25 protein-coding genes are annotated in these 26,423 nt (G+C 67.7%); 14 read left to right on the forward strand and 11 right to left on the reverse strand.

The window, feature by feature from the left end:
* Nucleotide 1: 1 nt before the first annotated feature.
* Both ACYU7G_RS02570 and ACYU7G_RS02575 read right to left on the reverse strand, forming a co-directional pair.
* Nucleotides 2–1,255 (reverse strand): MFS transporter, encoded by a 1,254-nt coding sequence (locus ACYU7G_RS02570; RefSeq protein ID WP_461104445.1) that lies wholly within the window; start codon nucleotides 1,253–1,255, stop codon nucleotides 2–4.
* Nucleotides 1,256–1,301: 46 nt separating this feature from the next.
* Nucleotides 1,302–1,790, reverse strand: a complete 489-nt coding sequence (locus tag ACYU7G_RS02575) for a hypothetical protein (protein ID WP_461104447.1) — start codon at nucleotides 1,788–1,790, stop codon at nucleotides 1,302–1,304.
* 106 nt (nucleotides 1,791–1,896) lie between these two features.
* Between ACYU7G_RS02575 and ACYU7G_RS02580 the strand changes: the two genes are divergently transcribed.
* Nucleotides 1,897–2,490, forward strand: a complete 594-nt coding sequence (locus ACYU7G_RS02580; protein ID WP_461104449.1) for a TetR/AcrR family transcriptional regulator — start codon at nucleotides 1,897–1,899, stop codon at nucleotides 2,488–2,490.
* A gap of 37 nt (nucleotides 2,491–2,527) precedes the next feature.
* On the opposite strand, the gene cynS is transcribed toward ACYU7G_RS02580, so the two are convergent.
* The 3 genes from cynS to ACYU7G_RS02595 all read right to left on the reverse strand — a co-directional run bounded on the left by cynS (nucleotide 2,528) and on the right by ACYU7G_RS02595 (nucleotide 5,220).
* Nucleotides 2,528–2,983: a cyanase gene (gene cynS / locus ACYU7G_RS02585; protein WP_461104451.1), complete on the reverse strand. Its 456-nt coding sequence runs from the start codon at nucleotides 2,981–2,983 to the stop codon at nucleotides 2,528–2,530.
* Between the two features lie 83 nt (nucleotides 2,984–3,066).
* On the reverse strand, nucleotides 3,067–4,260 hold the full coding sequence (locus ACYU7G_RS02590) for a carboxylate-amine ligase (protein ID WP_461104453.1): 1,194 nt from the start codon (nucleotides 4,258–4,260) through the stop codon (nucleotides 3,067–3,069).
* A 174-nt stretch (nucleotides 4,261–4,434) separates the two neighbouring features.
* Nucleotides 4,435–5,220, reverse strand: a complete 786-nt coding sequence (locus tag ACYU7G_RS02595; RefSeq protein WP_461104455.1) for a class I SAM-dependent methyltransferase — start codon at nucleotides 5,218–5,220, stop codon at nucleotides 4,435–4,437.
* A 276-nt stretch (nucleotides 5,221–5,496) separates the two neighbouring features.
* On the opposite strand from ACYU7G_RS02595, the gene ACYU7G_RS02600 reads away from it, so the two are divergent.
* A complete protein-coding gene (locus ACYU7G_RS02600; protein ID WP_461104457.1) occupies nucleotides 5,497–5,871 on the forward strand; it encodes a DoxX family protein in 375 nt (124 codons plus the stop codon).
* A gap of 2 nt (nucleotides 5,872–5,873) precedes the next feature.
* Here the strand turns inward: ACYU7G_RS02600 and ACYU7G_RS02605 are convergent, their stop codons facing one another.
* Both ACYU7G_RS02605 and ACYU7G_RS02610 read right to left on the reverse strand, forming a co-directional pair.
* Nucleotides 5,874–6,392, reverse strand: a complete 519-nt coding sequence (locus ACYU7G_RS02605) for an SRPBCC family protein (RefSeq protein ID WP_461104459.1) — start codon at nucleotides 6,390–6,392, stop codon at nucleotides 5,874–5,876.
* A complete protein-coding gene (locus ACYU7G_RS02610) occupies nucleotides 6,389–6,751 on the reverse strand; it encodes an ArsR/SmtB family transcription factor (RefSeq protein WP_461104461.1) in 363 nt (120 codons plus the stop codon). Before ACYU7G_RS02610 ends, ACYU7G_RS02605 begins: the two co-directional genes overlap by 4 nt.
* A 68-nt stretch (nucleotides 6,752–6,819) precedes the next feature.
* Between ACYU7G_RS02610 and ACYU7G_RS02615 the strand changes: the two genes are divergently transcribed.
* The gene (locus tag ACYU7G_RS02615; RefSeq protein WP_461104463.1) at nucleotides 6,820–7,119 is read left to right on the forward strand and encodes a hypothetical protein; all 300 of its coding nucleotides are present in this window, start codon (nucleotides 6,820–6,822) and stop codon (nucleotides 7,117–7,119) included.
* A 185-nt stretch (nucleotides 7,120–7,304) separates the two neighbouring features.
* Here ACYU7G_RS02615 and ACYU7G_RS02620 read toward each other — a convergent pair whose 3' ends face one another.
* The gene (locus ACYU7G_RS02620; protein ID WP_461104465.1) at nucleotides 7,305–7,724 is read right to left on the reverse strand and encodes an HIT family protein; all 420 of its coding nucleotides are present in this window, start codon (nucleotides 7,722–7,724) and stop codon (nucleotides 7,305–7,307) included.
* A 255-nt stretch (nucleotides 7,725–7,979) separates the two neighbouring features.
* Here ACYU7G_RS02620 and ACYU7G_RS02625 point away from each other — a divergent pair, with 255 nt between their 5' ends.
* The 8 genes from ACYU7G_RS02625 (at nucleotide 7,980) to ACYU7G_RS02660 (ending at nucleotide 20,256) form a co-directional block, all read left to right on the forward strand.
* Entirely contained in the window at nucleotides 7,980–8,630 is a 651-nt protein-coding gene (locus ACYU7G_RS02625; protein WP_461104467.1) for a hypothetical protein, read from the forward strand.
* Nucleotides 8,631–8,720: 90 nt separating this feature from the next.
* The gene (locus ACYU7G_RS02630; RefSeq protein WP_461104469.1) at nucleotides 8,721–10,829 is read left to right on the forward strand and encodes a glycoside hydrolase family 36 protein; all 2,109 of its coding nucleotides are present in this window, start codon (nucleotides 8,721–8,723) and stop codon (nucleotides 10,827–10,829) included.
* Between the two features lie 26 nt (nucleotides 10,830–10,855).
* Nucleotides 10,856–12,187: an ABC transporter substrate-binding protein gene (locus tag ACYU7G_RS02635; protein WP_461104471.1), complete on the forward strand. Its 1,332-nt coding sequence runs from the start codon at nucleotides 10,856–10,858 to the stop codon at nucleotides 12,185–12,187.
* Nucleotides 12,188–12,245: 58 nt separating this feature from the next.
* Nucleotides 12,246–13,163: a carbohydrate ABC transporter permease gene (locus ACYU7G_RS02640; protein ID WP_461104473.1), complete on the forward strand. Its 918-nt coding sequence runs from the start codon at nucleotides 12,246–12,248 to the stop codon at nucleotides 13,161–13,163.
* Entirely contained in the window at nucleotides 13,160–14,026 is an 867-nt protein-coding gene (locus ACYU7G_RS02645) for a carbohydrate ABC transporter permease (protein WP_461104475.1), read from the forward strand. The genes ACYU7G_RS02640 and ACYU7G_RS02645 overlap by 4 nt, the downstream gene beginning before the upstream one ends.
* 41 nt (nucleotides 14,027–14,067) lie before the next feature.
* Nucleotides 14,068–15,141 (forward strand): LacI family DNA-binding transcriptional regulator, encoded by a 1,074-nt coding sequence (locus tag ACYU7G_RS02650; RefSeq protein ID WP_461104477.1) that lies wholly within the window; start codon nucleotides 14,068–14,070, stop codon nucleotides 15,139–15,141.
* A gap of 193 nt (nucleotides 15,142–15,334) precedes the next feature.
* The gene (locus tag ACYU7G_RS02655) at nucleotides 15,335–19,609 is read left to right on the forward strand and encodes a LamG-like jellyroll fold domain-containing protein (RefSeq protein ID WP_461104479.1); all 4,275 of its coding nucleotides are present in this window, start codon (nucleotides 15,335–15,337) and stop codon (nucleotides 19,607–19,609) included.
* Nucleotides 19,610–19,713: 104 nt separating this feature from the next.
* A complete protein-coding gene (locus ACYU7G_RS02660) occupies nucleotides 19,714–20,256 on the forward strand; it encodes a pyridoxamine 5'-phosphate oxidase family protein (RefSeq protein ID WP_461104481.1) in 543 nt (180 codons plus the stop codon).
* A gap of 67 nt (nucleotides 20,257–20,323) precedes the next feature.
* Here ACYU7G_RS02660 and ACYU7G_RS02665 read toward each other — a convergent pair whose 3' ends face one another.
* Nucleotides 20,324–21,130 carry a ribosomal RNA small subunit methyltransferase A gene (locus ACYU7G_RS02665; protein WP_461104483.1) on the reverse strand — a complete coding sequence of 269 codons (807 nt, stop codon included), beginning with the start codon at nucleotides 21,128–21,130 and terminating at the stop codon, nucleotides 20,324–20,326.
* A gap of 223 nt (nucleotides 21,131–21,353) precedes the next feature.
* Complete coding sequence (locus ACYU7G_RS02670; RefSeq protein ID WP_461104485.1) at nucleotides 21,354–21,890, reverse strand: nucleosidase; 537 nt, start codon at nucleotides 21,888–21,890, stop codon at nucleotides 21,354–21,356.
* Between the two features lie 61 nt (nucleotides 21,891–21,951).
* Between ACYU7G_RS02670 and ACYU7G_RS02675 the strand changes: the two genes are divergently transcribed.
* From ACYU7G_RS02675 to ACYU7G_RS02685, 3 genes are read left to right on the forward strand one after another with little or no spacing between them, the layout of a single operon-like run.
* Nucleotides 21,952–22,308 (forward strand): hypothetical protein, encoded by a 357-nt coding sequence (locus tag ACYU7G_RS02675; RefSeq protein WP_461104487.1) that lies wholly within the window; start codon nucleotides 21,952–21,954, stop codon nucleotides 22,306–22,308.
* On the forward strand, nucleotides 22,305–22,700 hold the full coding sequence (locus tag ACYU7G_RS02680; RefSeq protein ID WP_461104489.1) for a (deoxy)nucleoside triphosphate pyrophosphohydrolase: 396 nt from the start codon (nucleotides 22,305–22,307) through the stop codon (nucleotides 22,698–22,700). The genes ACYU7G_RS02675 and ACYU7G_RS02680 overlap by 4 nt, the downstream gene beginning before the upstream one ends.
* Nucleotides 22,701–22,719: 19 nt before the next feature.
* Complete coding sequence (locus ACYU7G_RS02685; RefSeq protein ID WP_461104491.1) at nucleotides 22,720–25,809, forward strand: DUF3427 domain-containing protein; 3,090 nt, start codon at nucleotides 22,720–22,722, stop codon at nucleotides 25,807–25,809.
* A 269-nt stretch (nucleotides 25,810–26,078) separates the two neighbouring features.
* Here ACYU7G_RS02685 and ACYU7G_RS02690 read toward each other — a convergent pair whose 3' ends face one another.
* Complete coding sequence (locus ACYU7G_RS02690) at nucleotides 26,079–26,384, reverse strand: hypothetical protein (protein ID WP_461104493.1); 306 nt, start codon at nucleotides 26,382–26,384, stop codon at nucleotides 26,079–26,081.
* Nucleotides 26,385–26,423 lie beyond the last annotated feature (39 nt).

The following is a 26,423-nucleotide window of genomic DNA, read 5'->3' on the forward strand; positions in this document are numbered from 1 at the left end:
CTCACCCGGCCGTCGCAGTCTCCTCCCGGACCGGTGCCGACGGCGTGGCCGCCCGTGGACCGGCGGCCATCGCCCGGCGCCCGGCCGGGAGGGTGACGGCCGCGACGGCCACCACCAGCATCAGGGAGCCGGCCACCACGAGGAGTGTCTGCACCTCGAACCGGTCGGCCAGCGGGCCGAAGATCCCGATGCCAAGTGGCATGGCCAAGGCCATCACGATCCCCATGAACCCGAACACCCGCCCCTGCATCCCGGGCTCCACGGACTCCTGGATCAGGGTCATGGACGGGGTCGAGAAGTAGGGGACGTTGAACCCGACGGCGAACATGAATGCCGCCAACACCCACACGTTCGGGCTCAGGCCGGTGCCGAGGGTGAACACGCCGAACGCGATCGAGGTGACCACGATCATCGCCACCCGGTTGCGGCTCCCCGCCCACACGGAGATGAGCAGCCCCGCGGCGAGCATCCCTACGCTGAACGCGAGTTCCACCGCGGCGAGCAACCACACGTCGTCGCCGAAGCGCCTGGTCACCAGCAGCGGCATCAGGGACGAGGGCGCGGCCGCCAGCACGTAGACCAGGGCGAACAGCACCAGCAACCACCGGATGAACTCGTGCCCGGCGATGTAGCGCACACCGGCGACGAGGTCCCCTAAGTAGGAGGCCGGCTCGTCGGTGCGCTCCACGGTGGGGACGCGCACCGGCAGCACCAGTCCGATGCCGATCACCGCGGTGACGACGTCGACTAGGAAGATGCCGATGATGGACAGGTTGGCATACACCACGGCCGCCAGTGCCGGTGCCACGAGCATCATCGCCGACTGGATGGTGGCGTTGGTGCCGTTGACCCTCATCAGCTGCTCGCCCGGGGTGATCTGCGGGATCATCGCGGAGACTGCCGGCATCTGGAGGCCCGCGCCCACCGAGCGGACCGCGAGCGTGGCGTAGACCAGCCACAGCCCGTCGTGCCCGGCGAGCATCAGCAGTGCCAGCGCCAGGGTGGAGGCGGCGATGCTCGCGTCGGCCGCCACCAGCAGGAACTTGCGGTTCATCCGGTCCGCCCAGACGCCGCCGAAGACCGAGACCACTGCCTGCGGCAGGAACCCGAAGACCCCGGCGAGCGCGAGCACCAACCCGGAGCCGGTCTCGAGAGTGAGGTGCCACATGATGGCGTACTGCACCAGCATCGAGCCGAACAGCGAGGCCGTCTGGCCGGACAGGAACAGCGCCACCTGGCGGCGCCACGGGGTCACCGCCTCCCCCTCGGTGGGGAGTCGGCAACGGAGGTGTCGGTCTGGTTCATCGGCCTCCACCTCCTGTGTCGCTGCGGGCGCGCCCGCGCCACAGCTGGACGACGGCCAAGGCGCCGGCCACCACCGGCAGCACCTGGAGCCAGCCCAGGACGGGGGCCAGGCCGACGTCGCCGGAGGTGTCGACGACGCTGAGGCCACTCGCCGCGATGCCGGCGCCGGCCACGAGGGCGACGGTGGCCAGCACGGGCGCCCAGCGCTTGCCAGAGCGCACGGCCCAAGCCGTCACCACCCACCCGGCGGCACCGACGAGGCCGACGACGGCGAGGATCACGAGGTAGGCCATGGTGGCCGTCCCGATCTCCGCGGCCGAGTAGCCGGGGTACGAGGCCGCCAGGTGGTCGGCCATGAAGCCGGTGGTGGCGTCGTCGACGAACGGGAAGATCGTGGCCACCGCCGTCAGCAGCAGTCCGGCCCAGAGGAAGGGCTGGACAGCCGGGCGGTTGGTGAGGCCCCGTGTGGATGCGTGTGCGGTCATGTCAGTTCCCTTCTGCGATACGCACTTCCTATCTGAAAGTGACTGTCAGACAGAGGGCCACTGTATACACGGAAGAGGCTTGCTCCAAACTGGTAGGGTCTGGGACATGGCAGGACTGAGGCAGCAGTGGCGTCGGGACGCGATGCGCGTCATCCAGGACAAGGCCCTCGATCTGTTCGACGAGCGCGGCTTCGCGGCCGTCACCATCGAGGAGATTGCGGCGGCGGCGGAAGTGTCGGCGTCCTCGATCTACCGGTACTTCGGCACCAAGGAGCGACTGCTCGCCGCGGACGAGTTCGAGACGATGAGTGCCGAACGGCTGGCCGAGATCCTGGACCCAGCCGATCCGGTGGGGAGCCTCGTGGCCGCCGTCGAGCGCTACGAGTCACCCGGCGACGGTGCGGCCGACGCCGGCGCTGCGGCGCGCCGGATCCGGTACTTCTTCACCGAGCCCTCGGTGCGGGCCGCCGCCCTGGCGACGCTGGACCGCGCGGCGGAGCGGATCGCACCCACTTTCGCCGAACACGGCATGACCGCAGCACAGGCGCGCGTGGCCGCCAACGCCCTCACGTTCGGCTACTTCGCCGCCCTCGAGACGTGGCACACCGACGGTGGTGTGCGCCCCATCGCCCACTACGTCGAGGAGGGCCTCCGACCCCTGCGGGGCATCTGGGCCCAGGGGCGGTTCAAGCGGCGGTGAAGGGTCGGCGGCATCCTTGACGCCGACCCGATCTCCGTCAGTCGCGCGGCGGGTAGGTGAGGTACTTGCCGTCGAAGGTGACGACGATGCGGTCGCCCTTGGGGTCCTCGCGGCGGGTGACTGAGACGTTGAAGTCGATGGCGCTCATGATGCCGTCGCCGAAGTCCTCGTGGATGGCCTCCTTGATGGCTGCGCCGTAGACGGCGATGGCCTCGTTGAAGCGGTAGATGGTGGGGTCGTTGGCGAGCTCGCCCAGGCCGGGGCGGTAGGGCTGGCGCTGCAGGGCGGCGACGGTGTCGGCGTCGAGGTCCAGCAGCTCGCCGACCTTCTTAGCGAAAGCCTCGGGGACCGGGTGCATGCCCAGGAGGGCGGAGATGGTCCACTCGCGCGGCTGGCCGATCGCCTCCGCGAGCTGCGCCCAGGTCACCCCTGCGCGCTCCTTGGCCTCACGGACCTGCTGGCCGGCCTTGTCCTTGGCGGCGTTGTAGGACATGCTTCCTCCTTGTGCTCGGGGTTGCCATCGAGCCTAGCCAAGCCGGATGCGGAGCAACCGGGGAGGGTGCTGGTAGGTGCCGGTCAGGGGATGCTCGGGTGGCCGCCGGGCGCTGCCGGGAACCCGTCGTCGGAGGCGGCGGCATGCGTGAGGTCCAGGGCCGAGCGGACGACGTCGTCGCGATCACTCCTGGCCCCGTATGCGGTGCGCTGGCGGGTGGCGCCGGTCCCGAAGGTCAGCAGCTCCAGGGCCACGGCGTCGACGCGGTCCCACTCCCCGTTCTCGTCGAGCGCCGGCCGGATTTGGCGCAGGAACTCGGTCACGACGTGGCTGGCCGGCCGCAGCTCGCCCGCCCCGGGGCTCAGCAGGGTGTCGCCCAGGCCGTTGCGGGCGGCCAGCATCGTGGCGTCGCGGAGGTAGGGGCTGCGGTACTGCGGCGGCGGAGTGCCGTCTCGCCAGGCATGTGCGGCCGTCTCCACCAGTGCCCGCACCATGGCCGCGATCGCGGCGGAATGGCGCGCGTCGAGGCAGACGTCAGTGATCCGGACCTCCACCGTCGGGCGGGTGCTGGAGACGCGGGCGTCGGAGTAGACCATCTGCTCGTCCAGGGCGGCGCCGCAGTCGGTCACGGCCTGCACGCGCCGGTCGTACTCGGCCACGGAGCCGAAGGGCTCCGTCGTCCCGACCGACGGCCAGTTGCTCCAGGCTGCGTGGCGGTAGCTGGCGAAGCCGGTGTCGCGCCCGAACCAGAACGGCGAGTTGGCGCTCATCGCCAGCAGGACGGGTAGCCAGCCCCGGATGCGGTCCAGGACCTGCACCCCCTCCTCCCGCGACGCCACCGAGACGTGCACATGGAGGCTGCAGGTCAGCAGTGTCTTGGTGAGTACGGCGTAGTCGCTGCCCATGCGACGGTGGCGCGGGTCGTCGGAGACGTGCGGCAGCTCCGGTGAGACCGGGGAGGCCAGCGCCACCACCCGTGCACCGAGCTGGCTGGCGGCGCGGTCCGCCAGGGCGCGGCCGAACCTGATGGACTCCAACTGCTCCTCCAGGGTCATCAGCGGCGGGCCGGCCACCCCGATCTGCTCCCGGTGCAGGCCGGTGCGCAGGACGTGCCGCATCGGGGAGACGGTGGCGGGAGCCCCCGAGTCGTCCTCGGACACCTCGAAGGCGAGGAAGTCCTGCTCGAAGCGGCGCACGATGTCTTCTCCGAGGGGGAGTGGGGCAGCCGTGCGGGCGCTGACCACCATGAGCTCTTCTTGTACTCCGAACGTGCGCATCGAACCTCCGTCGAGGGACGCCCTCGTTGGCGTCCGGTTAAGGGGAGGTTGAGCACGGCGCAGCCCAGCCCCCGAAAGGGAGAGCCGACTGCTTGACTCAGTTCGAGATTAACACGGGGGCCGCGCCCGGGTCGGCGTCCGAGCGAGGCGGGGCGCATCGTCGACGACGGCGCCTCAGGCGACGCGCGCCACCGCGAGCAGGTGGCCGCTCATGTCGCGGATACCGGGTGCGTCGCCGGCGGCCCGGGCGAGCGTGAGCCCGGCGTCGACGAGTTCGGTCTCCGCGACGTCGCGCTGCTCCAGGAACAGCCCACCGGGGCCCTCGATGCCGTGGACTTCCACCACCTCCAGCCCGGCCGCGGCCGCCTCGTCGGCGAGTTCCTCGGCGGTGTGGAAGTGGCCGGCGGGGAATCGGAGGCCGGGTGACGGCGTGCCGTGCTCGAGCAGGGCCAGCAACTCCGGCGGCACCGGCCCCGTCGGCCTGCCCAGCCAAGCGGCGGCGAACGCGACGAACCGCGGGATGGCTGCCGCGAACACGAACCCGCCGCTCCGGACCACGCGTGCGGCCTCGCGCAGGGCCGCGAGCCTGTCGTCGCGGCTCTCGAGGTGGTAGAGCGGACCGAGCAGGAGCGCGGCGTCGAAGGTGTCGTCGTTGAACGGGAGCCGGCGCGCGTCGCCCAGCACGGCGTCGATCCCGGATGCGCGTGCCGCCTCCACGTGGGTGGGCACCGGCTCCACGAGCGCGACGTCGAACCCGTGGTCCCGCAGCGCCCGGGAGTGGACGCCGGTGCCGCCGCCGACGTCCAGCACCCTGCCGCCAGGGACGTGCGCGCGGATGAGTTCCTGGGTGCGGGTGAACTCCAACGGTCCCTGCGCGGAGCGGGTGGTCAGGCGGGCGTCCTCGGAGAACTGGGTGCCGTAGTAGGTCTGGATGCGGGCATCGATGTGGTCCTGCGGCATGCGGCTTCCAATCTGGGGGACTACGTCGTCGGCGCAGCCATTCTGACAGGCCGCCGACTAGGGTGGACGGTCGGAGCTCGCCCCTGTGGCGCTTGGGTGGGGTCGTTATACACGAGTACGCGCAAAACGACCCCACCTAGCCGACCGGGCGGCGGCCACCGCCCAGCCGGGTTCCCACGGGGCCAAAGTGGGGTCATTTTGCTCGAGTTCGCGCAAACTGGCCCCAGCTAGTCACCCCCGGTGCTTGTCGCCGATCAACTCTTACCTAGGAGCCATATGAACACCGTCTTGTGGATCGCCGCGGGGATCCTGGCCGCGGGCATGCTGCTCGGCGGACTGACGAAAGCGCTCAAGTCCAAGGATCAGCTGCGGGAGTCCGGCATGGGCTGGGTGGAGCCCTGGCCGCCGGCGGCGCTCCGGGCCATCGGCTGCGCGGAGGTCCTGGGCGCAGTCGGGGTCATCCTCCCGGGCCTGCTGGGAATCGCGCCGATCCTCGTCCCGATCGCAGCCGTGTGCCTGGCCGTGACGATGGTGGGTGCCGTGATCGTTCACGCCGCCCGCAAGGAGTTCGCCGCGCTGGGCATGCCGCTGGTGCTGCTGACGCTGGCCGTGTTCGTCGCCGTGGGCCGATTCTCCCTGCTGCCCTTCTGAGGTCAGGCGAACAACTCCCGGTAGTGCTCCTTGAGCTCGGGGTAGTAGTCGTCGAAGGCGACGTCGGCGGGGTCGCCACCGGTCTCGGCGAGCATCAGGCGGTCCAGGTAGTACTGCCAGCCGGGACCAACCCCTTCGGCCAGCTGCGCGTCGGGAACGCTCTGCGCGAAGGTGAGGGTGGTGACGCCGTTGACCTCGGCGAGGTCGATCCGGAAGTCCCAGACCTGCGGCCCGTCGTCGGAGGGCGACGTCGACGTCACGCGCAGCCGGTGGGGCGCCTCGCAGACGTGGATGGCCATGTGCTCCTCGGGGATCTCGTCGCCCTCGAAGAGCATCCTGAACCAGACGACTCCGTCGGCGGGGTCGCCGCGCCAGGAACCGATCCAGCGGGCCAGTCGACCCGGCTCGGTGACTGCGGCCCAGACGTCCTCCGCCGGGGCGCGGAAGGTGCGTTCGAACTCGACGAAGAGTTGGCCGTCGTGGACCTGCTTGGTGCCGCGTTGTGAAGTTGGCGTGGTCATCCTGTCTCCTTGTGCTGGGTTTCAGTGGCAGCCCGACGGCGGTCACGGCCTGCGCGCCTGACCTCGAGTTCGAGCGCGTCGAAGGCGTGCTCCGGAACCCGCGGGGCAGGGGTGGACATGTCTTCGAGCCATTCTCGGACCGGGGCCAGACCCTCGCTGACGAGGCGGTAGTGCCGCTCGCGGCCCACGTCGTCCGCTTCTACGAGTCCCGCCGTTGCGAGGACCCGCAGGTGCTTGCTGATGGCGGGCCTGCTGATCTCGTGGTCCTCGGCCAGGTCCGCAACGCGAGTCGTGCCCGTCGCGAGCCGGCGCAACAATGCCCTGCGCACCGGATCCGCGATGGCGGCGAACGTGTCCATGCATCATTGGTAACCCAATGGTTACCAATTGTCAACGGTTCGGCCGGGCCCAATGACATACTCCTCGCATGGCAGACCCGAACATTTCCGCCCCGTCGGCCCCCTCGGTCACTCGCATCCGATGGCCCTGGATGTCGACGCTACTGTTCCTCGCTGGTGTGGTCTTCCTGTTCCTCGGGCAGATCAACTCCTTCGGCTCCCGCGGCAGCAGCGAGGCCCCGATGACCCTTGCCCTGGCTTTCGGCATCGGCCTCGGCATCGTCGGCGCGACGTGCATCATCGCGGGCTTCGTCCTCGTGGGCGTGCGCTCGATCGTCCAGCAGCAACTGGACCTGCAGCAACGGAGCTCAGTTCCCCTGCCCGAGTGACGCGTGGGCGGGCTGCCCACTCTGGCTGTGAGTCCGCCCGGGCAATCCACGAAGCTTTGCGGTGTGCGAAATCACACGGCTGAAATTCGCCACAACTGTCCCAGAGTTGGATTGTGGATCCACAAATGTTCCAAGAGACGCGCACTGGCGAACTTGTCCCCATCGCGGGCGTGACCTCCTCCGCGTTACTGCCCGAGTGAGTCCCGCAGGCGGGCGGCGTACTCGGCTGCCTCGCCGTCGCCGTACTTGGTGCGGGGCCAGAAGAAGCCACGCAAGCCGTCGCCCTTGGTGCGCGGCACCACATGCACGTGCAGGTGCGGCACTGACTGGCTGACGACGGTGTTCACCGCCGTGAAGCTGCCCTGCGCGCACAGGCCCTCCCGCATGGCGACGGCGAACCGCTGGACCGCGCTGAACAGTGGCTCCAACTGGTCGGCCGGCAGGTGCTCGAGCGTTTCGACGTGCATCGTCGGGCAGACCAGGACGTGGCCCTTGAACACCGGTCGGTGGTCGAGGAAAGCGACGACGTGCTCGTCGCGGTGGACCACCTCGGCCTCGACTTCGCCCGCGACGATGCGGCACACGAGGTCAGCGGGTTCACTCATGGACCCATCCTGCCGGATTCCGGGCAACCACGGGCTTCAAATGGGCAGGCGTGACAGGCGTCCGTGGGCAATCGGTTTCTGGCGCTGGAGAGCCTGAACGCGGCGTGCTGCGGACGCCTGTCACGGGAGCCTCGGTGCCCCACCCCTGCCGGACTCCCAGCGCGCGCCCAGCGGATTCACAGTTTCCTGCCAGCCAGCGCCTCGAGTGTGGACACGTCGGAACCACCTCCGACGGAACCAACCGAGAGGAACACCATGAGGAACAAGGCGATCATCGGGATCTCCGCGGCGGCGATGGCGGCAGGGCTGGGGCTCGGCATGGGCCAGTTGGCCAGTGCTGAGGACGAAGCCACGCCCACGCCCAGCGCGACCGCGACCGAGGGCGACGCCACGCCCACGCCGGATGCCACCGCGAGTGACGGCGACGCCACGCCGTCGACCGGGAGTGACGCATCCGGCCGTGCCCACGGGCCGGGGCCCGGCCACGGTGAGGGCAGGGGCGGGGGCTGGCTGGGTGGCGACCTGGCTTCGCTGGCCGAGAAGCTCGAGGTGACGGAGGATGCGCTGGCGGACGCGGTGCAGGCGGCGCGGAACTCGCTCGACCACGAAGCCAGGCCGGCTGACCCGGGTGAACAGACCGACGAGGAACGCGAGGCCGCACGGGAGGAGCAGCGGACGGAGTTCGCTGCCGCCGTCGCCGCAGAACTCGGGCTGGACGAGGCCGACGTGGCGGAGGCGATGGAGGAACTGGCCGTCGAGCGCGAGGCCGAGCGTGCCGAGCAGGACCGGGCAGTGCTGGACGAGGCTGTCAGTGACGGCACCCTCACGCAGGCCGAGGCGGACGCCGTCGCGAAGGCGGTGGAGGAGGGGATCGCGCACCTCCGGGGCGGCCACCACCAATCTTGATAACGATTTCAGAACAAGCTTGAAAGCGTTATCAAACTTGTGCTTCACTACTCATGACACGACGGGGTAGAGATCGCAAGGGAGAGATCGTTGACGGCAATCCGCTGGGGACACGACGCGCTGGTGCTCGAGATCGGGCATGGTGCGGACCAGCCTGTGGTGCTCAGTTCGGCCACCTCCGGCAGGACCCGGATGAGCACGAGTGACGTCGTCCCCCTGGTCCAGGTCCTGACGGCCGGCCACGGCCACTCCCTCGCGAGCTCCCGCCTCGGCATGACCGAACTGGGGCGGGAGCTGCGCCTCGTGGACCACCGGAGCAGCTCCGACGCGGCCCGCCACGAACTCGAGCTCACCATGCGCACCGCCGGCCTCGACGTGGTGACCCGTCTGGCCACCTACGACGCCGTGGCCGCCTTCACCGCAGAGACCACCGTCACGAACACGGCGGACGAGCCAGTCACCCTGTTGGCGGTCACCAGCTGGTCGGCCCCGCTCGGCAACCGGGACGACCGCCCCTTGGGTAACACCGACTGGCACCTCCACCGGGCGCGCAGCGACTGGCTGGCGGAGAACCGTTGGGAGCAGGTCCCCTTCTCCCAGCTGTTCCCCCGCATTTCACAGCACCTCACCGGCCACAGGCCGCGCGGCCAGGAAGCCATGGTCTCGACGGGCACCTGGTCCAGCGGCCAGTGGACCCCGGTGGTGGCCGCCAGCTCGGCGGACCAGCAGGTGGCCTGGGTGTGGCAGGTGCTGCACAACGGAGCCTGGCGCGTGGAACTGGGCGAGGAGTACCGCGACTTCGAGGTGGCAGTCTCCGGCCCGAACCACATGGACCACGGCTGGTCGCGGACCCTGCAGCCGGGGGAGTCGTTCACGACGGTGCCCGCCGCGGTGGCCGTCGGATGCGACACCACGCAAGCCGTCGCCGCCATCACCGAACTCCGACGCCGCACCCGTCGCAGCCACCCGGACAACGACCGGCTGCCGGTGATCTTCAACGACTACATGAACACCCTCGACGGGGACCCCACCACGGAAAAGCTGCTTCCACTGGTCGACGCAGCAGCCGCCGTCGGCGCGGAGATCTTCTGCATCGACGCCGGCTGGTACGACGACTCGGGTTTCTGGTGGGACTCCGTCGGGGCGTGGCAGCCGTCGGAGACCAGGTTCCCGAACGGCCTGGGAGAAGTGGTCGACAAGATCGTCGAGCACGGCATGGTCCCCGGCCTCTGGCTCGAGCCCGAGGTCATCGGCGTGCGGAGCCCACTCGCGGACCAGCTCCCCGACGAGGCCTTCCTGCAGCGTGGGGGCCAGCGCCTGATGGAACAGGGTCGCTACCACCTGGACTTCAGGCACCCGGCGGCCGTCGCGCACGTCGATGCCGTCGTGGACCGCCTGGTCACCGACTTCGGGGTCGGCTACTTCAAGTTCGACTACAACATCAACCCGGGCCCGGGGACCGACCACGCCAGCCAGAGCGTCGGCGACGGCCTCCTCGAGCACAACCGCGCCCACCTGGCCTGGCTCGACTCCCTCCTCGACCGCCACCCGCAACTGGTCATCGAGAACTGCGGCTCCGGGGCGATGCGCGCCGACGGTGCACTCCTGTCCCGCCTCCAGCTGCAGTCCACCTCGGACCAGCAGGACCCGCTGCTCTACCCGCCCGTCACCGCCTCCGCGCCGATGAGCATGCTCCCCGAGCAGGCGGCCAGCTGGGCCTACCCACAGCCGGGAATGACGCCGGAGGAGTCGGCGTTCTGCCTCGTCACGGGCCTGCCGGGCCGGTTCTTCCTGTCCGGCTACCTCAACAACATGACCGAGCCGGAACTGGAACTGGTGCGCGAGGCCGTCGCCCTGACCAAGCAGTTGCGCCACCAGATCCGCCGCGCCACCCCACACTGGCCGCTCGGCCTGCCCGGCTGGGAGGACCCGTGGGTGGCCCTCGGCCTCGACGTCGACGACGCCACGCTGCTGTTCGTCTGGCGCCGCTCCGACGCCGCGCCGGTGGGACTCCACCTTCCCCGCTTCGCCGGCACGGACGTGGAGATCGAGACCGCCTTCCCCAATAACCTCACGCCATGGCAGATGGCGTGGAGCCCTGCGGAAGGAGTGCTCCGCGTGGATGCGGGGACCGCTCCGTCGGCACGGCTCATCCGGATCAGTCACAAGGGCGGATCCGGCCCCCGAGAGCTCGCGTAGTGGCGAGCGCACCGAAGGAGATTCCAATGAAGAAGTCCCTGGTACGGGCGGCTGCTGTCGCCCTCACCGCAGGAGTTGCCCTCACGGGCTGCAGCGACCCGGGGGTCCAGGACCCCACCACCCCGGAGGGTGACGGCGGCGCCGTCGCCGAGTGGCCGGCGCAGGACACCAACCTCGACGGCGTCACGCTGACCATCTGGGCGGCGCAGAACTCCAACAAGACCGCGGAGTCCGTGATCGCCGGGTTCGAGGAGCTCACGGGCGCCACCGTCGACGTCGTCACCATCCCCGACCCCTACGAGCAGGGCATCCAGACCAAGGTGGCCACCGGTGACAAGCCGGACCTCGCGTTCTGGCAGCCCACCGAGTCCCAGCTGAACGCGCTCAACGCCAGCAACAACCTCCTTCCGCTCGACGGTGCCCCCTGGCTGGATGCCATGGACCCGGCGCTGAAGGACCTGACCGGTTTCGTCGGCGACACCCGCTACGCCGCCCTCATCTCCACCCCGGCCGTGCAGGGCGTCTACTACAACAAGGAGGTCTTCGAAGCAGCAGGCATCACGGAGACCCCCGGCAACATCGACGAGATGATCGAGCTGGCCCGCAGCCTCGACGCCGACGGCGTGACGCCCTTCTACGAGATGGCCGCCGACCGCTGGGGCACCCAGTGGTGGGTGCAGATCCAGCTGGCCGACGCCGCCAGGGACGGCCTGTGGGACCGCGTGAACGCCAACGAGGAGCACTTCACCGACGAGACGATCATGCAGGCGATCACCAACTACAAGGGCTGGATCGACGAGGGCCTGTTCAACGACGACATCAAGACCGCCACCTTTGAGGACCAGGGCGACGCCCTGCTGGCCGGCGACGCCGCCATGGTGGTCCAGGTGAACTCGTTCTTCGGGCAGCTGCAGGCCAAGGCTGACACGGCCGAGTTGGACCAGAAGATCGGCTTCTTCCCGATCAGCCCCGAGGGCAACGTCGGCACCTCCATCCCGGACCAGTCCAACGCGCTGGTGGCGTTCAAGACCGGCGACGCCACGCAGGAGGCTGCCGCCAAGCAGTTCCTGTCCTACTGGCTGGGCGACGGCTACGGCGATTTCGTGCAGGCCGCCAACACCATCTCCCTGCAGCCCGAGGTGGCCAACCCCGACGGTGTCCCACAGGCCCTGCTGGACGTGCACGCGTCGCTGGCCGACTCGGTGGGCTCCATGCAGTCGCTCGCTGTTGCCAACCCGGACCTCTACATCAACCTGGCCGACATGATCCAGGGCACCAAGACGCCTGAGCAGGTTGGTGAGGCGACGCAGCAGCAGTTCGCTGAACTGGCCAAGGCCCTCGGCGCCGAGGGATTCTGATCCCTGTCGGGAGGGCGGCAACCGCGCCGCCCTCCCGGCCTCCCCGGAAGGAAACCCCATGTCAACGCTCTTCGCCGAGCCGACCCGCGCGGGACAGGCCACCAGTCGCGGCCGACGCACGGACCACCCGGCTGTGTTCCTCGTGCCGGCGCTGGCTGTCCTCGTGGTGTTCTTCTTCGTTCCCACGCTGTTCAACTTCGTCTACAGCTTCACCGACTGGTCCAGCTTCAAATCGGCCATCAACTTCGCGGGCATCGACAACTTCAAATCGCTGTTCGGCAACGGTTCGCTGCTGAACGCCCTCAAGGTCACCCTCGTCTACGCCACCCTGGTGGCCATCTTCCAGAACCTGTTCGGCCTGGTGCTGGCCCTCCTGCTGGAACGCGACACCTGGCTCAACCGCACCGCCCGCGTGTTGTTCTTCATCCCCGTGATCATGTCGGCGCTGGCCGTCGGCTACATCTTCCGAGCCGTCCTGAAGCCCGACGGCGCCCTCAACGGCATCCTGTCCTTCATCACCGGCACCGACGTCAGCATCGCCTGGCTGGGCAGCACCACCTGGACCATCGTCGTCACCGCCCTGGTGCACGCCTGGAAGTGGATGGGCCTTTCCATGCTGATCTACCTCGCCGGTCTGAAAACCATCAGCGAGGACGTGCTGGAGGCGGCCCGCATCGACGGCTCCAGCTGGTGGCAGACGTTCGTCCAGATCCGGTTCCCGCTGCTGGCGCCGGCCGTGACGTTCAACGTCGCCACCGCCCTGTTGGGCTCCATGAATGGCTTTGACGTGGTGCAGGCCCTCACCGAGGGCGGCCCCGGCGGCACCACCGAACTGCTCAACATCTTCATCTTCCGCACCTTCGGGCAGGGGCTGTTCGCCCAGGCGACGACGATGAGCCTGATCCTGTTCCTCACCGTCACCATCATCGCGTTCCCCGTGGTGCGTTACCTCCGCAAGAGGGAGGAAGTCCTGTGACCACCCAGACCCAGACCCAGGCCCCCGTGGCCACCCGCCGACGCCTCAAGCCGGGCCGGCTGGTCCACCAACTGGCCGTCGTGGCCGTCACCGCGCTCCTGCTGGGCGTCCCGTTCTGGCTGGTGGTGGTCACCGCCGGCAAGAACCAGGCCGAGGCGCTGAACCCCAACCTGGCGCTGCCCAGCCAGTGGCAGCTGCTGGAGAACTTCGCGACGGTGTTCTCGGAGGGCCGGATGCTGGCCGGCTTCTTCGGCAGCCTGCTGATCATGGTGCCGTCGGTGGTGGGCGTGCTGCTGCTCGGCTCGCTGGCCGCATGGGTGCTGGCCCGCCGCGCCGAGCGCTGGATGGCCATCCTCTACACACTGGCCATCAGTGGCGTGGTGCTGCCGCCCGCCGTGGTCACCATCGTGCTGCTGCTGCGCCAGCTGGGCCTGGCTGGCACGGTGCCCGGCATGGTGGGCGTTTACATGGGCATGTACTTGTCCACGGCCATCTTCCTGATCACCGGCTTCGTGCGCACCATCCCGGTGGAATTGGAGGAGGCGGCCCGCGTCGACGGCGCCAAGCCGCTGCGGATCTTCTTCACCATCATCCTGCCGCTGCTGGTGCCGGTGCTGGCCACCACCACCATCATGCTCTGCCTCTACATCTGGAACGACGTGTTCTACGCGCTGTTCGTGATCGGCGGCCGCGTGGACACCCTGCCGCTGAACCTGTTCCAGGTGGCCAGCGCCGGGCTCTACCTGAACAACTGGCACCTGATCTTCGCCTTCATCATCCTGATGAGCCTGCCGTTGCTGGTCACGTTCATCCTCGCGCAGCGTCGCATCGTCTCCGGCATCACCGGCGGTGCCGTCAAGTGATGGTCACCAGAACACCCGCGGCCCCGCTACGCTTCGGGGACATGAACACGAGTGCAGCCGCCAATGGGACCGATCCCGTGGCCGCTGCCCGCGTGCCGGCCACCATGAAGGACGTCGCCCAATTGGCCGGCGTCTCGGTGCCGACGGTGTCCCGGTTCCTCAGCGGGAGTGCCAATGTGCGTGCTGACAAGCGGGAACGGGTGGCTGCCGCCATCCAGGAGCTGAACTTCACGCCCAACGCGTCGGCGCGGGTGCTGGTGGGCGGCAAGCCCAAGGTGATCGCCGCCGTGGTGGGCAACACGTCGCGCTACGGCTACGCGGAAACCATCCGTGGGCTGGAGGAGGCTGCCCGGGCCGACGGCTACGTCGTCACGTTCACCGTGATCGAGGATGCCGACGAGGAGTCGCTGACCGCGGGTATCTCTCTGGTGCTCTCGCAGGCCATCGCTGGTGTGGCGGTCCTCAAGTTCGACCCCCCGGGCGTGGCCGCCATCAAGCGCATCCCGGACTGGATGCCGGTGGTGGCGCTCTCGGGCGTGCGTGACCGGGCCTACGCGCAGGCGGTCATCCGGGAGGCCGTCGCCGCGCGGCACCTGGTGGAGCACCTGCTGGAGTTGGGGCACCGCACCGTTCACCACGTGCGGATTCCGCCGTCGCGCCGGGAGGACGGACGTACCTCGGGTTGGCGCAAGGCGCTCAAGGACGCGGGCCGCGAGGTGCCGCCGGTGTTCGAGGCCACCTGGGACCCCCTGTCCGGGCGCGACGTGGGCCACGCTGTCGCCGCGCGCGACGACGTCACCGCACTGTTCTGCGGCAACGACGAGATCGCCATGGGCGTCATCGCAGGCCTGCGTGACAAGGGCCTTCGTGTGCCGGAGGACGTCAGCGTCGTCGGTTTCGACGATCATCCGTTGTCCTCGCTGTGGGATCCGGCGCTGACCACGGCGCGCCAGGACTTCGCGGACATGGGGCGCAGCGGCTGGGAGTTGCTGAAGCAGCAGATCGAAGGCTCGAAGGACCGTCCGCTGGTCTCGTCCACCCCGGATGTGCTCATCCGGGACAGCGCCGCGGCCCCCAGCCCGGCCCGCGGGCACCGTCCCGCCCAAGAATTCTGATAACGCTTTCAAAAAACCCTTGACCCCGTGGCGCGGCTGCCTGTAACGTAGCTTGAAAGCGTTATCAAGATTGCTTGCCGCAGTCCCGCCATCCCACATCCACCCCACAGCAGGGGGTGGCTGCGCGCCGCCGCCAGAGCGGCCTCACCCAAGCCGAAACAGTGCAGTTCCGACAAGAAAGGTTCTACCTCCAATGACACGCCGAACCTCCTCCCGGAGGCCAAGGGCTCTGACGGCGGGAATCGCCGCCCTGGGCCTGTCCATGGTGGGGGCCCACCTTGTCCACGCGCCCATGGCCGTGGCCGAGGAGACCCCCGAACCGCTCCTCCTCTACACTTTCGACGACAACGCCGATGCCAGCGCCGTCGCCAACGAGGGCAGCCTTGGCAGCGCATTCGACGCCCGCGTCGTCTCCGCCCCGACGCTGCCGCGCGGTACCGGCCCCACCGCCGAACTGGGCGCCTCGGGCAAGTTCCCCGGCGGCCCGCAGAACACCTCCATGGACGGCAAACCGTACCTCGAGATCCCCAAGGGGCTCTTCGACGGTATGGAGGCCATCACGGTCTCCACCTGGATCAACTGGAACGGCGCCAACGCCAACCAGCTGCCGTGGGCCTACATCGTCGGCAGCGATGCACTGCCCAACAACAACTGGGGCGTCTACTACCAGCCCAACGAGGACGGCCAGTCCAAGGCCGTGGCCAACTCCGGCCAGGAGGTCAAGGCGGTCACCGAGTCACCGCTGGCCTCCAACACCTGGGTGCACATCACCAGCGTTGCCGACGGGGAGTCGCTCTCGTACTACATGAACGGTGCGCTGGTGGCGAAGGTGGCAGTGCCGCTGGACTTCACCAAGCTGGGCAACGCCAACAGCACGCGCTCCGGCCTGATCGGCACCGTCCCATGGGCGCCGCAGTGGGCCGCCCCGTTCGGCGGCGAGTTCGATGACTTCGCCGTCTACGACGCCGCACTGGGGGCGGATCAGGTCGCGCAGCTGTACACCGACTACGTCGGCGCCATCGCCTCCGTCGGGGACAGCACCTTCGACGTGACGACGCCGGCCTCGGTCAGCCCGCAGCTGCCGGACACCACCACCGTGGTCACCGAGACCGGGTTCACCACCACGGCACCCATCGTCTGGGACCAGATCCCGGCTGCGGACCTGGCCACCCCGGGCAACACCTTCGAGGTGCAGGGCTGGATTGCCGGCTGGGACGAGCCCCTCGTTGCGCGGATCACCGTCGAGGCACGTCCGTTGCAGGACGTCGTCGTCGATTTCGGGCAGCGCACCGGTGCCTTCCGCGGCGGTGCCTCGGGCACGCTGTACGGGCTGGGCGACGAGCAGTCCCCGACGAGTGCCATCGTCAACGGCGCGGCCATGACCAACGTCTCGCAGAAGCCGCCGTACGGCACGCAGCACCCGGGCGGTGACGCGTTCAACATCGAGGAAACCTTCTTCGAGAAGCACGGCCAGGACCTCTATGTCTACACCCAGGACTACTACCCGGACTGGCCCTACAACCGTGGCCAGCGGCCCGGTGACGACCGCAGCTACGTCCGCGGCGACGACGGTATCCTGACCGGCGAGTACACGAACGAGTCCAACGGGGTGTGGGACTACCTCGAGGTGCTGGAGATAGTCGTCGACGCCATCGCACGCGAGGCCGACAACCCGGAGAAGTACGCGTTCATCCCGTTCAACGAGGTGGACTTGCAGTGGCTCAACAGCGACTCGCTGTATGACCGCTACATGCACCAGGGCGGCCAGCCGGACAGCTACACCCCCAACGGCGAGACCGACTGGGAGGCGGCGTGGAACGTCATCACGGACACCTACGCCAAGTACGGGCTGGAGCGGCCCAAGATCGCCGGACCGGGCGATGCCGCCTGGCGTGGAGAGGGCAACATCAAGGCCTTCCTGGAGATGGCCATCGAGACCGACACCGTTCCCGACGTGTACGTCTGGCACGAGTTGCGCGGCTACCAGTGGCTGCCGCAGCGCGCCGGCCTGTTCCGCGAGTACGCCCAGGACGTGGGGCTGACCGGCGAGGAGATCCCTGAGGTGAACATCACCGAGTGGGGCGCCTCCGGCGACATGAGCTCGCCCGCCAACCTCCTGCGCTGGTTCGCCAGCTTCGAGGCCGCCAAGGTGGACGCCCAGACGGCGTACTGGACCGCTTCCGGCACGCTCTCGGACAACTACGCCAAGGTGAACGCCGGCAACGGTGGCTGGTGGCTGTTCAAGTGGTACGGCGACCTCACCGGGTCCGAGACCGTCGAGGTGACCACCGGTGAGCAGAACGCCATCGCCGCCATCGACACGGACGCCCGCCGGGCACAGGTGATCGTCGGCGGGTTCGCCAACGGCAACGACGGTGGACTACGGCTCACCGGCCTGGACACGGGTGTGTTCGGCTCCGCGGTGGACTTCGAGGTTCGTGAGAACCTGGTCAGCGGCACCGACGGCATCGCCGCCGCGCCGCGACTGGTGGCTGCCGGCAACGACGTCGAGCTGACGGACGGCCAGCTGCAGCTGCGCATCCCGTCGCGGAACGACAGCAGCACCTACCAGGTCATCATCACTCCAGCCAGCGACGCCGACCCGGAGGCCGCGCTCGCGCAGCAGTCGGGCCGCTTCCTCCTCGAGGCCGAGCAGGCGTTCCTCACCGACGCCCAGGTCCGCACCCCCAGCGGCTACCGCGCCTCCAACAACCGCGACGTGGCAGGCTTCGCCGCGGTGGGTTCGCGCGCTGACTGGACCGTCGACGTCGCCGAAGCCGCCCGCTACCGGCTGCAGGTGCTGGGTGCCACGCCGGGCATCGTCGCGCAGCATGCGCTGTTCGTCGACGACGAGTTCGCCGCCACCGTCACCTACGGGGCCAACGCGATGATGCCCAGCAACGTCGCGACGGTGGCCCGTGGCAGCGCCGAGGTGTACGTGGACCTCGAGGCCGGTGAGCAGACCCTGAGTCTGCGCACCAGCCGCGACGGCACCACGTTCCTGCCCGGCGCTGGTGAGGCCGGGGGAGTCACCCTGGACCGCTTCGAGTTGGTCCGCGTCGGAGACGCCGCCAACACCGAGGAGCTGACCTACCCGGCCAGCACCTTCCGACTGTTCGACGGTGCGGGCCTTGCCGCTGGCAGCGCCACCCTCGCTGACGGGCAGCGCGCTGACGTGTACCTGTCCAATCACGAGTCGGGCTACTACGACCTGACCGCGGACTGGGAGGGCACTGACCTGGAGGTGCGCGTCAACGGCCGCACCGCCGCCATCTTCGCCGACGGCGAGTCCACGGTCACGGTCCATCTGCCGGAGGGCATCACTGAGGTGGAGCTCTTCTCCGCCCAGGGCGCGAATGTGTCCTCGCTCAGCACCGTGCGCAACGAGGCGGCTGACGCCAACATCGTCCGCATCGAGGCCGAGGACCTGGACGTCGTGGAACTGGGCGGCACCGCACGGGTGGCGCAGTTCTCCTCGGATCTAACCACCGGCAGCGGTGACGGGTTCGTCCAGGGCCTGGGCATCACCGACGCCAACCCCGCCAACGAAGGCACGCTCACCATCCCCAGGCTCGACGGGTTCGCCGAGGCCGGGGAGTACGACGTCGTCGTCCACTACTCGAACGACGACATCGAGGGCACGCACGACTACAACCCGCAGGTGGTTGACCTCGGGCTGCAGGCCAGCGAGGCAGGCACCGAGGGGTTGGCGGGACGCACGACGTTCCGCTACACCTACGGCGAGCTCAACTTCTGGGAGGCGGTCATGCCGCTGACGTTGAGCACGGACGCGGGTGCCATCACCTTCGGCAACACCCGCTCGACGCTGTACATCGACGAGGGCACTGAGTGGGGCACGCATGACGACGTCATTCTGCCCGGCTACGCCATGGCGCCCGACGTCGACTGGTTGGCGATCGCGCCGTTCGTGGTCGGTGGTGCACGCGCGCCGGAACCGGAGCCCTCGGAGCCGGTGGAGCCGTCGGAGGAGCCGAGTGTGGAGCCGTCGCCCACTGCGACGGTGACGGTCACGGCGCCCGCCAAGCCCGGTGACTTGTACTCGACGCCTGGCTTCCACAACGTGAACGGACGCTGGTGGTACACGCAGTGCGAGCCCTACTCGCAGACCATCCGCTGCACCACGGAGATCTGGGCTACCACAGTGGTGTACGAGGGTGGCCGGTTCGTGCAGACGAACGGGTGGACGTTCAACAACCTCACCTACCTGCCGTTCATGACGCGCGCGCAGTGGGCGAACAACCCCCTCGGCGTGGCCGGTGAGTGGACGGCGTCGGATGGGCGGCGTTGGAAGACGGAGTGCGACACGGCCCAGACGGGCAGGGACGCGTGCCGTTCCTGGGCGTGGGCCACGTTCGCTGCCGGTACGCAGGGCGCGGACGGCAAGTGGTCGTACTCGGTGAAGCAGGACTGGGTGTTCAACAACATCGTCCGCTTCAAGGTGAGCTGACCTGCCGGCACCTGAGCCTCGAAGGGCGCACACCAGCGTCCTTCGAGGCTCACCCATGCTCCGAAGGAAGCCGGGCTACTTCCCTACCGGCAATACTGGACCCCATGGCACAGCAGTTCCCGGAGATCATCGACCGACTCCAGAAGTTCATCGAGGCCCAGCACATCTACTTCGTGGCGACGGCGGCGAGCACGGGCCGGGTCAACGTCTCTCCGAAGGGCCTGGACTCCCTCCGGGTGCTGGGCCCCAACCGGGTGGTGTGGCTTAACGGCACGGGCAGTGGCAACGAGACCGCCGCCCACATCCTGGAGACCAACCGGATGACCATCATGTTCTGCTCGTTCGAGACCAAGCCGCTGATCCTGCGGCTCTACGGAACGGCCAAGGCCATCCACGTAGGCGAGCCGGGCTGGGATGAACTGCTGCCCCTGTTCCCGCCGATGAAGGGATCCCGCAACATCTTCGACGTCGACGTCGACCTGGTGCAGACCTCCTGCGGTTTCGGTGTTCCGTTCATGGACTTCGTCGAGGACCGCGACACGATGGACAAGTGGTCACAGAAGAAGGGGGAGGGCGTGGTGGACTACCAGCAGGCGAACAACCACTTCAGCATCGACGGTTTCCCCACCGGCCTGCCCGTGGTTTGAGGCACAACTTTCGGTACCCCCTGCCACCTGGGGCCCCCGGCACCCAACGAGCTGGGGGGTGGGCACGCTACCGGGAGCGCCTTTGGGTCGGGGTCCGGCTGGACCGGGCGTCGGATGGTCGCGACGTGAACGCGCGGACCCAGTCGGCCGCGCCCATGTCCCGGGGGAGCGGCATGCGTCTTCGTCCAGCTACTTCCGCTGCGATCCCCGACGCCACGCGCCCGGGGACGCCGTTGCGGACGAGGATCTCGCGGAGTCCGCGGCCCCTGCTGGTGAACACCCGGGCCACCCAGGCCTGGTAGTCCTTGCGACGGGCGGGCGGCAGCAGGGGGTCCTGGAGTCTGTCGATGGTCAGCAGTCCGGCATCCACCGATGGCACTGGGCGGAACGCGCGGGCGGGGATGCGTCGGTCCAGCCTGAAGCGGAACCAGGGCCACCACTGGGCGGTCAGTTGGGTGGCGCCGCCCACTGCGGCGCGTTTGCGGGCTACCTCCCACTGGGTGACCAGGATGGCGTGGTGCCAGCCGGGTGAACCCAGCAGGTGCCGGATGACGGGCGTGGTGAGGTGGAAGGGGACGTTGGAGACCACCACTGAGCCGACGGGCGGTGCGTGTCTGAGGATGTCGCCCTGCCTGATGCTGACCCGTGGGCCGACGCGCGGCCGCAGGCGTCGGATGTGGTGTTCGTCGAGGTCGATGCCCTCCAGCGGGCGGTCGAGGGTCGCAAGAGGGAGCGTGATTGCGCCGTCGCCGGTGCCCCATTCGACGATGGGTCCGGGGACGGCTGCGACCAGTTCGGTGATGCGGTTGACGGTGGCGGTGTCGGTTAGGAAGTTCTGGCCGAGTTCGTGTCGGCCGGGTTGGGTTGCGCGCATGGGGGCTCCTGAGCCAAGAAGGGTAGGGAGCCGGGCAGGGTGGAACCTCCGCCCGGCGGGAGGCCGTGCGGCGCGAACGCGACAGTGATTCTGAGGAAGGGTTGCGGGTCCGCGCCGTCAGTGGCGGCGGATCCGAACGAACATCATGCAGTTACCCATGCACAAGACCATATGCGTCGACGGCGGCCGATGCCAAACGCGCGGTTGGCTGGGGAGCCGCTGGTCACCGACGGATGGCCGCGTAGGCCTCGGCGAGCGCTCGGGCGGAGACGTCGACGAGTTCCTTCCAGCCGAGGGACTCCTCCGTGGCGGGGTCCGAGACGTGCTTGACCATCACCAGTTCCACGCCCAGTACCCGGCAGGCGTGGGCGATGGCGAACCCCTCCATGTCCACCAGCTGGCATCGCCCGAGGAGTGCGTCGCGTTCCGGTCCGCCAGCCACGAACGAGTCACCCGTGCCGAGCACCGGACCGTCGCCGCTGAGTTCGATCCGCTCGTCGGGGGTGAGGCCTGCTGCGCGGAGGGCGTCGGCGTTGAGGTCGCGGTTGATCACGGCGGAGGGGCGCTGGATGCCGTGGATACTTGGGTCGAGTGAACCCACCGAGCCCAGGTTCACCACACGAGTGGGTTGGCGCTCAAGGATGGCGCGGGTGGTGGCGACGGCGGCCTGCGCCATGCCGATCCCCGTCAGCACCACGTTCACATCCGACGGGAGGTACTTGGCTTCCTGCGCTGCCGCGACGGCGACGAGATCACTCATGCGGGGAACGGTAGCAACCGGAGCGCAGGTGCCACGTTGGTGGATCCGGCATGATGGTTGCGTGACCGAGCAGAAGTACGAATCCTTCGATGACCTGCCGCTTGGTGAACTCCTGCCGGTGTCGGCCCTCGCCGTCCAACCAGAGAGATATCGCGACTATGGGCAGGGCATGTACTGCTCGCCCTGCGGCAAGAACTCGGCTCGCCGCTCCAGGGCGGATCTCTGGATGATGCGCCGTGAATGGGGGGACTCTTTCCAGACTCGGTTCTTCTGTGACGAACACCTTCCCAATGAGGATGGCAGCGGAGGCAGCGGCCGCAATCGGTCACGTGCCCCGGAGGTCGTCTGCCCCAGTTGCTACCTGCGCACTCCGCAGGGTGATGAATGTGCCAACTGTGGGGAATCACTGGGGCTGTGAAGAAGTCGATCGTGGTCGTCGGTGCTGTCATCGTGAAGGACAGCTTGGTCCTCTGTGCTCAGCGGGGGCCGGGTGGAGCCCTGCCGGGGATGTGGGAGCTCCCGGGCGGGAAGGTCGAGCCTGAGGAGACGCCGCGGGAGGCGCTGGAGCGGGAGATCGTCGAGGAACTCCGATGCCAGATCCGGGTCGGTGACGAGGTGACAACCACTACGCATGAGTACGACTTCGGCGTCGTGACGCTGACCACCTTCTACTGTGAACTGGTTGCTGGAGCGCCGCAGCTGACAGAGCACTCCGAGGTTAGATGGGTTCCCCCGGGCGATCTCCTGACCTTGGAGTGGGCCCCGGCAGACGTGCCCGCGGTTGAGTTGATCACAGCAACCTTGACGTAACCCTGCCATCCTGGGCCATGTGGGGAACATTGGGCAGCCAGAGGGTTTCTACGACGCGCTGATCACTCGAGCGTTGGCGCAGCGGATCAAGGAGTCGGGCTACGAGGTATCCGACTCCAAGATTGACGCCGATGAATTGGCGGACCGACTATCAGAGCACTTCCGTACGGTCTTGGGCCAACGGTTGCGAGAGCTGAAGGAGAGGGACCGACGTCCGTTGGTGGATGATCTCCTCGCCGTCATCGGTGACGAGGGTGAGTTCATCGCCGATGACGAACCGCGAGTCCTCCATTCCCTCCTTGCGGCTGCTGAGCCGGGAAGGCCACAGCGATACCTCAACCCGCCCGAGACGCCGCTCGCGGACCTGGCGCTTCTTACGAATGCCCAGGGTGAACCGTCGATGGGGCATGAGGTGGGTTCGGAACTGGGCTCCGCTGATCAGGTGGAACTCCTGTGCGCGTTCATCAAGTGGTACGGGATCCGGACCCTAGAGAAGCCGCTCCGGAGCTTGCGAGATCGGGGCGTACCCCTTCGCGTCATCACCAGCACCTACATGGGGGCAACTGAGCGCGTCGCGCTGGACCGGCTCATCAACGAGTTCGGGGCAGAGGTTCGGATCAGCTATGAGAACAAGCGCACGAGATTGCATGCCAAGGCCTGGAGATTTGTGCGCAACACGGGGTTCGACACGGCCTACGTCGGTTCCTCCAACCTATCCAGCGCGGCAATGCTTGACGGAGTTGAGTGGAATGTGCGGTTGACGTCGGGTGGCTCGCCCGACCTGCTGAGGAAGTTCGCCGCGACCTTTGACACCTATTGGAACGACCCGGCCTTTGAGCCCTACACCCCAGCCGACGGCGATCGCCTCGATGCCGCACTTGCGAGAGCCAGGGGAGGGGAGCGGCAGACCACCGCTGATCTTGTCTCTGGGCTGGAGGTCCAGCCCTGGCCGCATCAGGAGCTCATTCTCGAGGCGCTGGACGTTGAGCGCTACGTCCACAATCGGCACCGGAACCTAGTAGTAGCAGCAACGGGAACGGGTAAGACAGTAGTCGCTGCCATCGACTACAAGCGACTGGGCGGATTCCTCGGTGATCGCCCGACCTTGCTGTTCGTGGCGCATCGCAAAGAGATCCTTGAGCAGTCGATGCGGACATATCGCGAGGTGCTCGCCGACGGGGGCTTTGGCGAACTGCTCGTCGGAGGATTCCGACCCACCCATTGGCAACACGTCTTCGCGTCGGTTCAGTCCCTGAACGAAGACACGCTGTCCTCGATCGATCCCAAGGGCTTCGACGTCGTGGTCATCGATGAGTTCCACCATGCCGAAGCTGCGAGCTACCGTCGCATCCTCGATCACCTTGAACCGCGCGAACTCCTCGGCCTCACGGCAACGCCTGAGCGTGGCGACGGCGTAGACGTGCGCTCCTTCTTCGGGGGGCGCTCTGCATACGAGCTCCGCCTTTGGGATGCATTGAGTTCGGATCTGTTGAGTCCCTTCCACTACTTCGGGATAGCTGACACCACGGACTTGAGCGCGGTCCCGTTCGCGCGAGGCCGATACCAAGTGGGTGACCTCTCAGGCGTGTTCACGGGTAACGACGCCCGTTCACGCATCATCCTCCAGGAGCTTAAGAAGAAGGTTGGGGAGCCTCACCGCATGCGTGCGCTGGGGTTCTGCGTCGATGTGAAGCATGCCCAGTACATGGCCGAAGTCTTCAAGGGCGCTGGGCTTCCCGCTGAGGCAGTCCACGGCGAGACTCCGGCCGCAGAACGTAAGTTGGCCGTCGAGCGGTTGAAGCGGCGGGAGGTCGTGGCGTTGTTCACCGCTGATCTGTTCAACGAAGGTGTCGACATCCCCGACGTCGACACGCTGCTGTTCCTGCGCCCGACCGAGAGCTCCATGATCTTTCTCCAGCAGTTGGGCAGGGGACTGCGACGGACCGCAGACAAGCCGGTCCTCACCGTCCTCGATTTTGTCGGCCACCATCGCAAGGAGTTCAACCTTGCGCAGAGGTACCGAGCTGTCGTTGGAGGATCCCGTAAGGCGCTGAAGGAACAGGTTGAGCGAGGCTTTCCATACCTGCCCGCGGGGTCTCAGATCATCCTCGATGAAGTCACACAGCAGCAGGTGCTGGAGAACATCAGGTCTCAGATCGCAACTCGCTGGAAGCACTTCCTCGAGGAACTGAGGGCTGTTGGCGACGTGGATCTCAACTCGTTCCTCAGCCAGACCGACATCGAGTTGGCTGATCTCCTCCAGAAGGGCTCCTTCTCACAACTCCGGCGTGAGGCACAACTCAAGACTCACCCCGGAGGTGAGCATGAGAAGCACTTGCTCGGGAGGCTGAAAGCACTGGCTCACGTCGACGACGTCGACAGGCACAGCGCGTACCGAACCCTGTTGAGTGACACTGCCCCCAGGCGAGGTGAGTTGGATGAGGAATGGGGCACGTGGGCCAGGATGCTCTTCTTCTCCCTCTGGCCGAATGGTGGGGGATTCCAAAGCGTTGAGGAGGGGCTGGAGGCCTTGCGAAACGAGCGGGCGTTCCGAGCCGAGGCAACCCAAGTGCTCGATTGGGCGCTTGAACGAGCCGGGCACGTAGCGCGTCCTCTGGAAGGCCGTTTGGTGGAGACGCCGCTTCGGTCTCACGCTCGCTACACGCGAGAGGAACTCGCCGCTGCCTTGCAGTACGCGAAGTTGAAGCGGCCTCCAGCCAACCTGAGGGAAGGCGTGTTCTTTGGACAGGAGTTGAACGTCGACGCACTTCTGGTGACGCTGGTGAAGTCAGAGAAGCACTTCTCCCCGACGACGATGTACCGCGACTACGCCATCAACTCGACGCTGTTCCACTGGGAATCTCAGTCGCGGACGTCCGTCGACTCCCCTACGGGACAGCGCTACTTGAACCAGCGCACGAACGGTACGGAGGCGGTCCTGTTCGTGCGGTCGACGGGTGCCTGGGAGTTCGGAAAGGGCGCCCCGTACACGCTCCTGGGCGACCTCGACTTCGTGGACCACCGCGGCGAGAAGCCAATCGCGATCACGTGGAGACTCAGGCGTCCGATGCCGACTGAGATCCTGCAGGAGTCAAGTGCGGTGAGTTGAGCGGGATGCGGGCCGCCTAGAACGGGAAAGGGTATGCCGAGACAGCACCGCTGAAGCGCCTCCAGGTACGGCATCTTGTGGGCCGGGTAGGGGGCGAAGTCTGCGGGAGCGGATAGACCTGCTGCCTGCCCCGCAACCCTGCCTGCCAATGGTTGCAGTGGTTAACTGGTGGGCTTCCTCAGTGTTGGGCTTGGCTCCTGAGTTGGACCTCCTCCTTGCGAGCGTGCCGCTGAGACTAGTGGACGGTTGGGTGTGTGAACGGCGACAAGTCAGATTGATCGTTGTCCTGCGATGTGGCTGTCCGCGACTATGTCGAATCCCAGTGCAGCCAGTACAGGAACCACGGTCTGCACGCCACCGCTGAAGTCCTTGGGGCCGAGAGGGTTGCCATGCTGGAAGCCGTGAGCGGCGCCGACGATTGCTTTCGAGTCGTACCGACGGTCCTGATGCACCACGAAGTAGCTGCGGGCTGGTCCGAACCCGTACTTCTCCAGAAAGGCGTCCCTCCCGCAAGCGTCGAACTCCTCAAGAGCAAGTAGTACGGCCCCGCGATCTGTGACGTCCTTCAAACCCATGGTGCAGACCGTACTGGAGGTGAAACCCCCGATTCACGG

The sequence above is a fragment of the Tessaracoccus terricola genome (assembly GCF_054776555.1).

What these genes read in the sequence shown, in the direction of transcription:
- ACYU7G_RS02655 (WP_461104479.1), top strand. Translation starts at nt 15,335, where the DNA reads ATGACACGCCGAACCTCCTCCCGGAGGCCAAGGGCTCTGACGGCGGGA.
- ACYU7G_RS02620 (WP_461104465.1), bottom strand. Translation starts at nt 7,724, where the DNA reads ATGAGTGAACCCGCTGACCTCGTGTGCCGCATCGTCGCGGGCGAAGTC.
- ACYU7G_RS02580 (WP_461104449.1), top strand. Translation starts at nt 1,897, where the DNA reads ATGGCAGGACTGAGGCAGCAGTGGCGTCGGGACGCGATGCGCGTCATC.
- ACYU7G_RS02600 (WP_461104457.1), top strand. Translation starts at nt 5,497, where the DNA reads ATGAACACCGTCTTGTGGATCGCCGCGGGGATCCTGGCCGCGGGCATG.
- ACYU7G_RS02575 (WP_461104447.1), bottom strand. Translation starts at nt 1,790, where the DNA reads ATGACCGCACACGCATCCACACGGGGCCTCACCAACCGCCCGGCTGTC.
- ACYU7G_RS02625 (WP_461104467.1), top strand. Translation starts at nt 7,980, where the DNA reads ATGAGGAACAAGGCGATCATCGGGATCTCCGCGGCGGCGATGGCGGCA.
- ACYU7G_RS02590 (WP_461104453.1), bottom strand. Translation starts at nt 4,260, where the DNA reads ATGCGCACGTTCGGAGTACAAGAAGAGCTCATGGTGGTCAGCGCCCGC.
- ACYU7G_RS02665 (WP_461104483.1), bottom strand. Translation starts at nt 21,130, where the DNA reads ATGCGCGCAACCCAACCCGGCCGACACGAACTCGGCCAGAACTTCCTA.
- ACYU7G_RS02660 (WP_461104481.1), top strand. Translation starts at nt 19,714, where the DNA reads ATGGCACAGCAGTTCCCGGAGATCATCGACCGACTCCAGAAGTTCATC.
- ACYU7G_RS02615 (WP_461104463.1), top strand. Translation starts at nt 6,820, where the DNA reads ATGGCAGACCCGAACATTTCCGCCCCGTCGGCCCCCTCGGTCACTCGC.
- ACYU7G_RS02650 (WP_461104477.1), top strand. Translation starts at nt 14,068, where the DNA reads ATGAACACGAGTGCAGCCGCCAATGGGACCGATCCCGTGGCCGCTGCC.
- ACYU7G_RS02640 (WP_461104473.1), top strand. Translation starts at nt 12,246, where the DNA reads ATGTCAACGCTCTTCGCCGAGCCGACCCGCGCGGGACAGGCCACCAGT.
- ACYU7G_RS02605 (WP_461104459.1), bottom strand. Translation starts at nt 6,392, where the DNA reads ATGACCACGCCAACTTCACAACGCGGCACCAAGCAGGTCCACGACGGC.
- ACYU7G_RS02690 (WP_461104493.1), bottom strand. Translation starts at nt 26,384, where the DNA reads ATGGGTTTGAAGGACGTCACAGATCGCGGGGCCGTACTACTTGCTCTT.
- ACYU7G_RS02595 (WP_461104455.1), bottom strand. Translation starts at nt 5,220, where the DNA reads ATGCCGCAGGACCACATCGATGCCCGCATCCAGACCTACTACGGCACC.
- cynS (WP_461104451.1), bottom strand. Translation starts at nt 2,983, where the DNA reads ATGTCCTACAACGCCGCCAAGGACAAGGCCGGCCAGCAGGTCCGTGAG.
- ACYU7G_RS02610 (WP_461104461.1), bottom strand. Translation starts at nt 6,751, where the DNA reads ATGGACACGTTCGCCGCCATCGCGGATCCGGTGCGCAGGGCATTGTTG.
- ACYU7G_RS02635 (WP_461104471.1), top strand. Translation starts at nt 10,856, where the DNA reads ATGAAGAAGTCCCTGGTACGGGCGGCTGCTGTCGCCCTCACCGCAGGA.
- ACYU7G_RS02670 (WP_461104485.1), bottom strand. Translation starts at nt 21,890, where the DNA reads ATGAGTGATCTCGTCGCCGTCGCGGCAGCGCAGGAAGCCAAGTACCTC.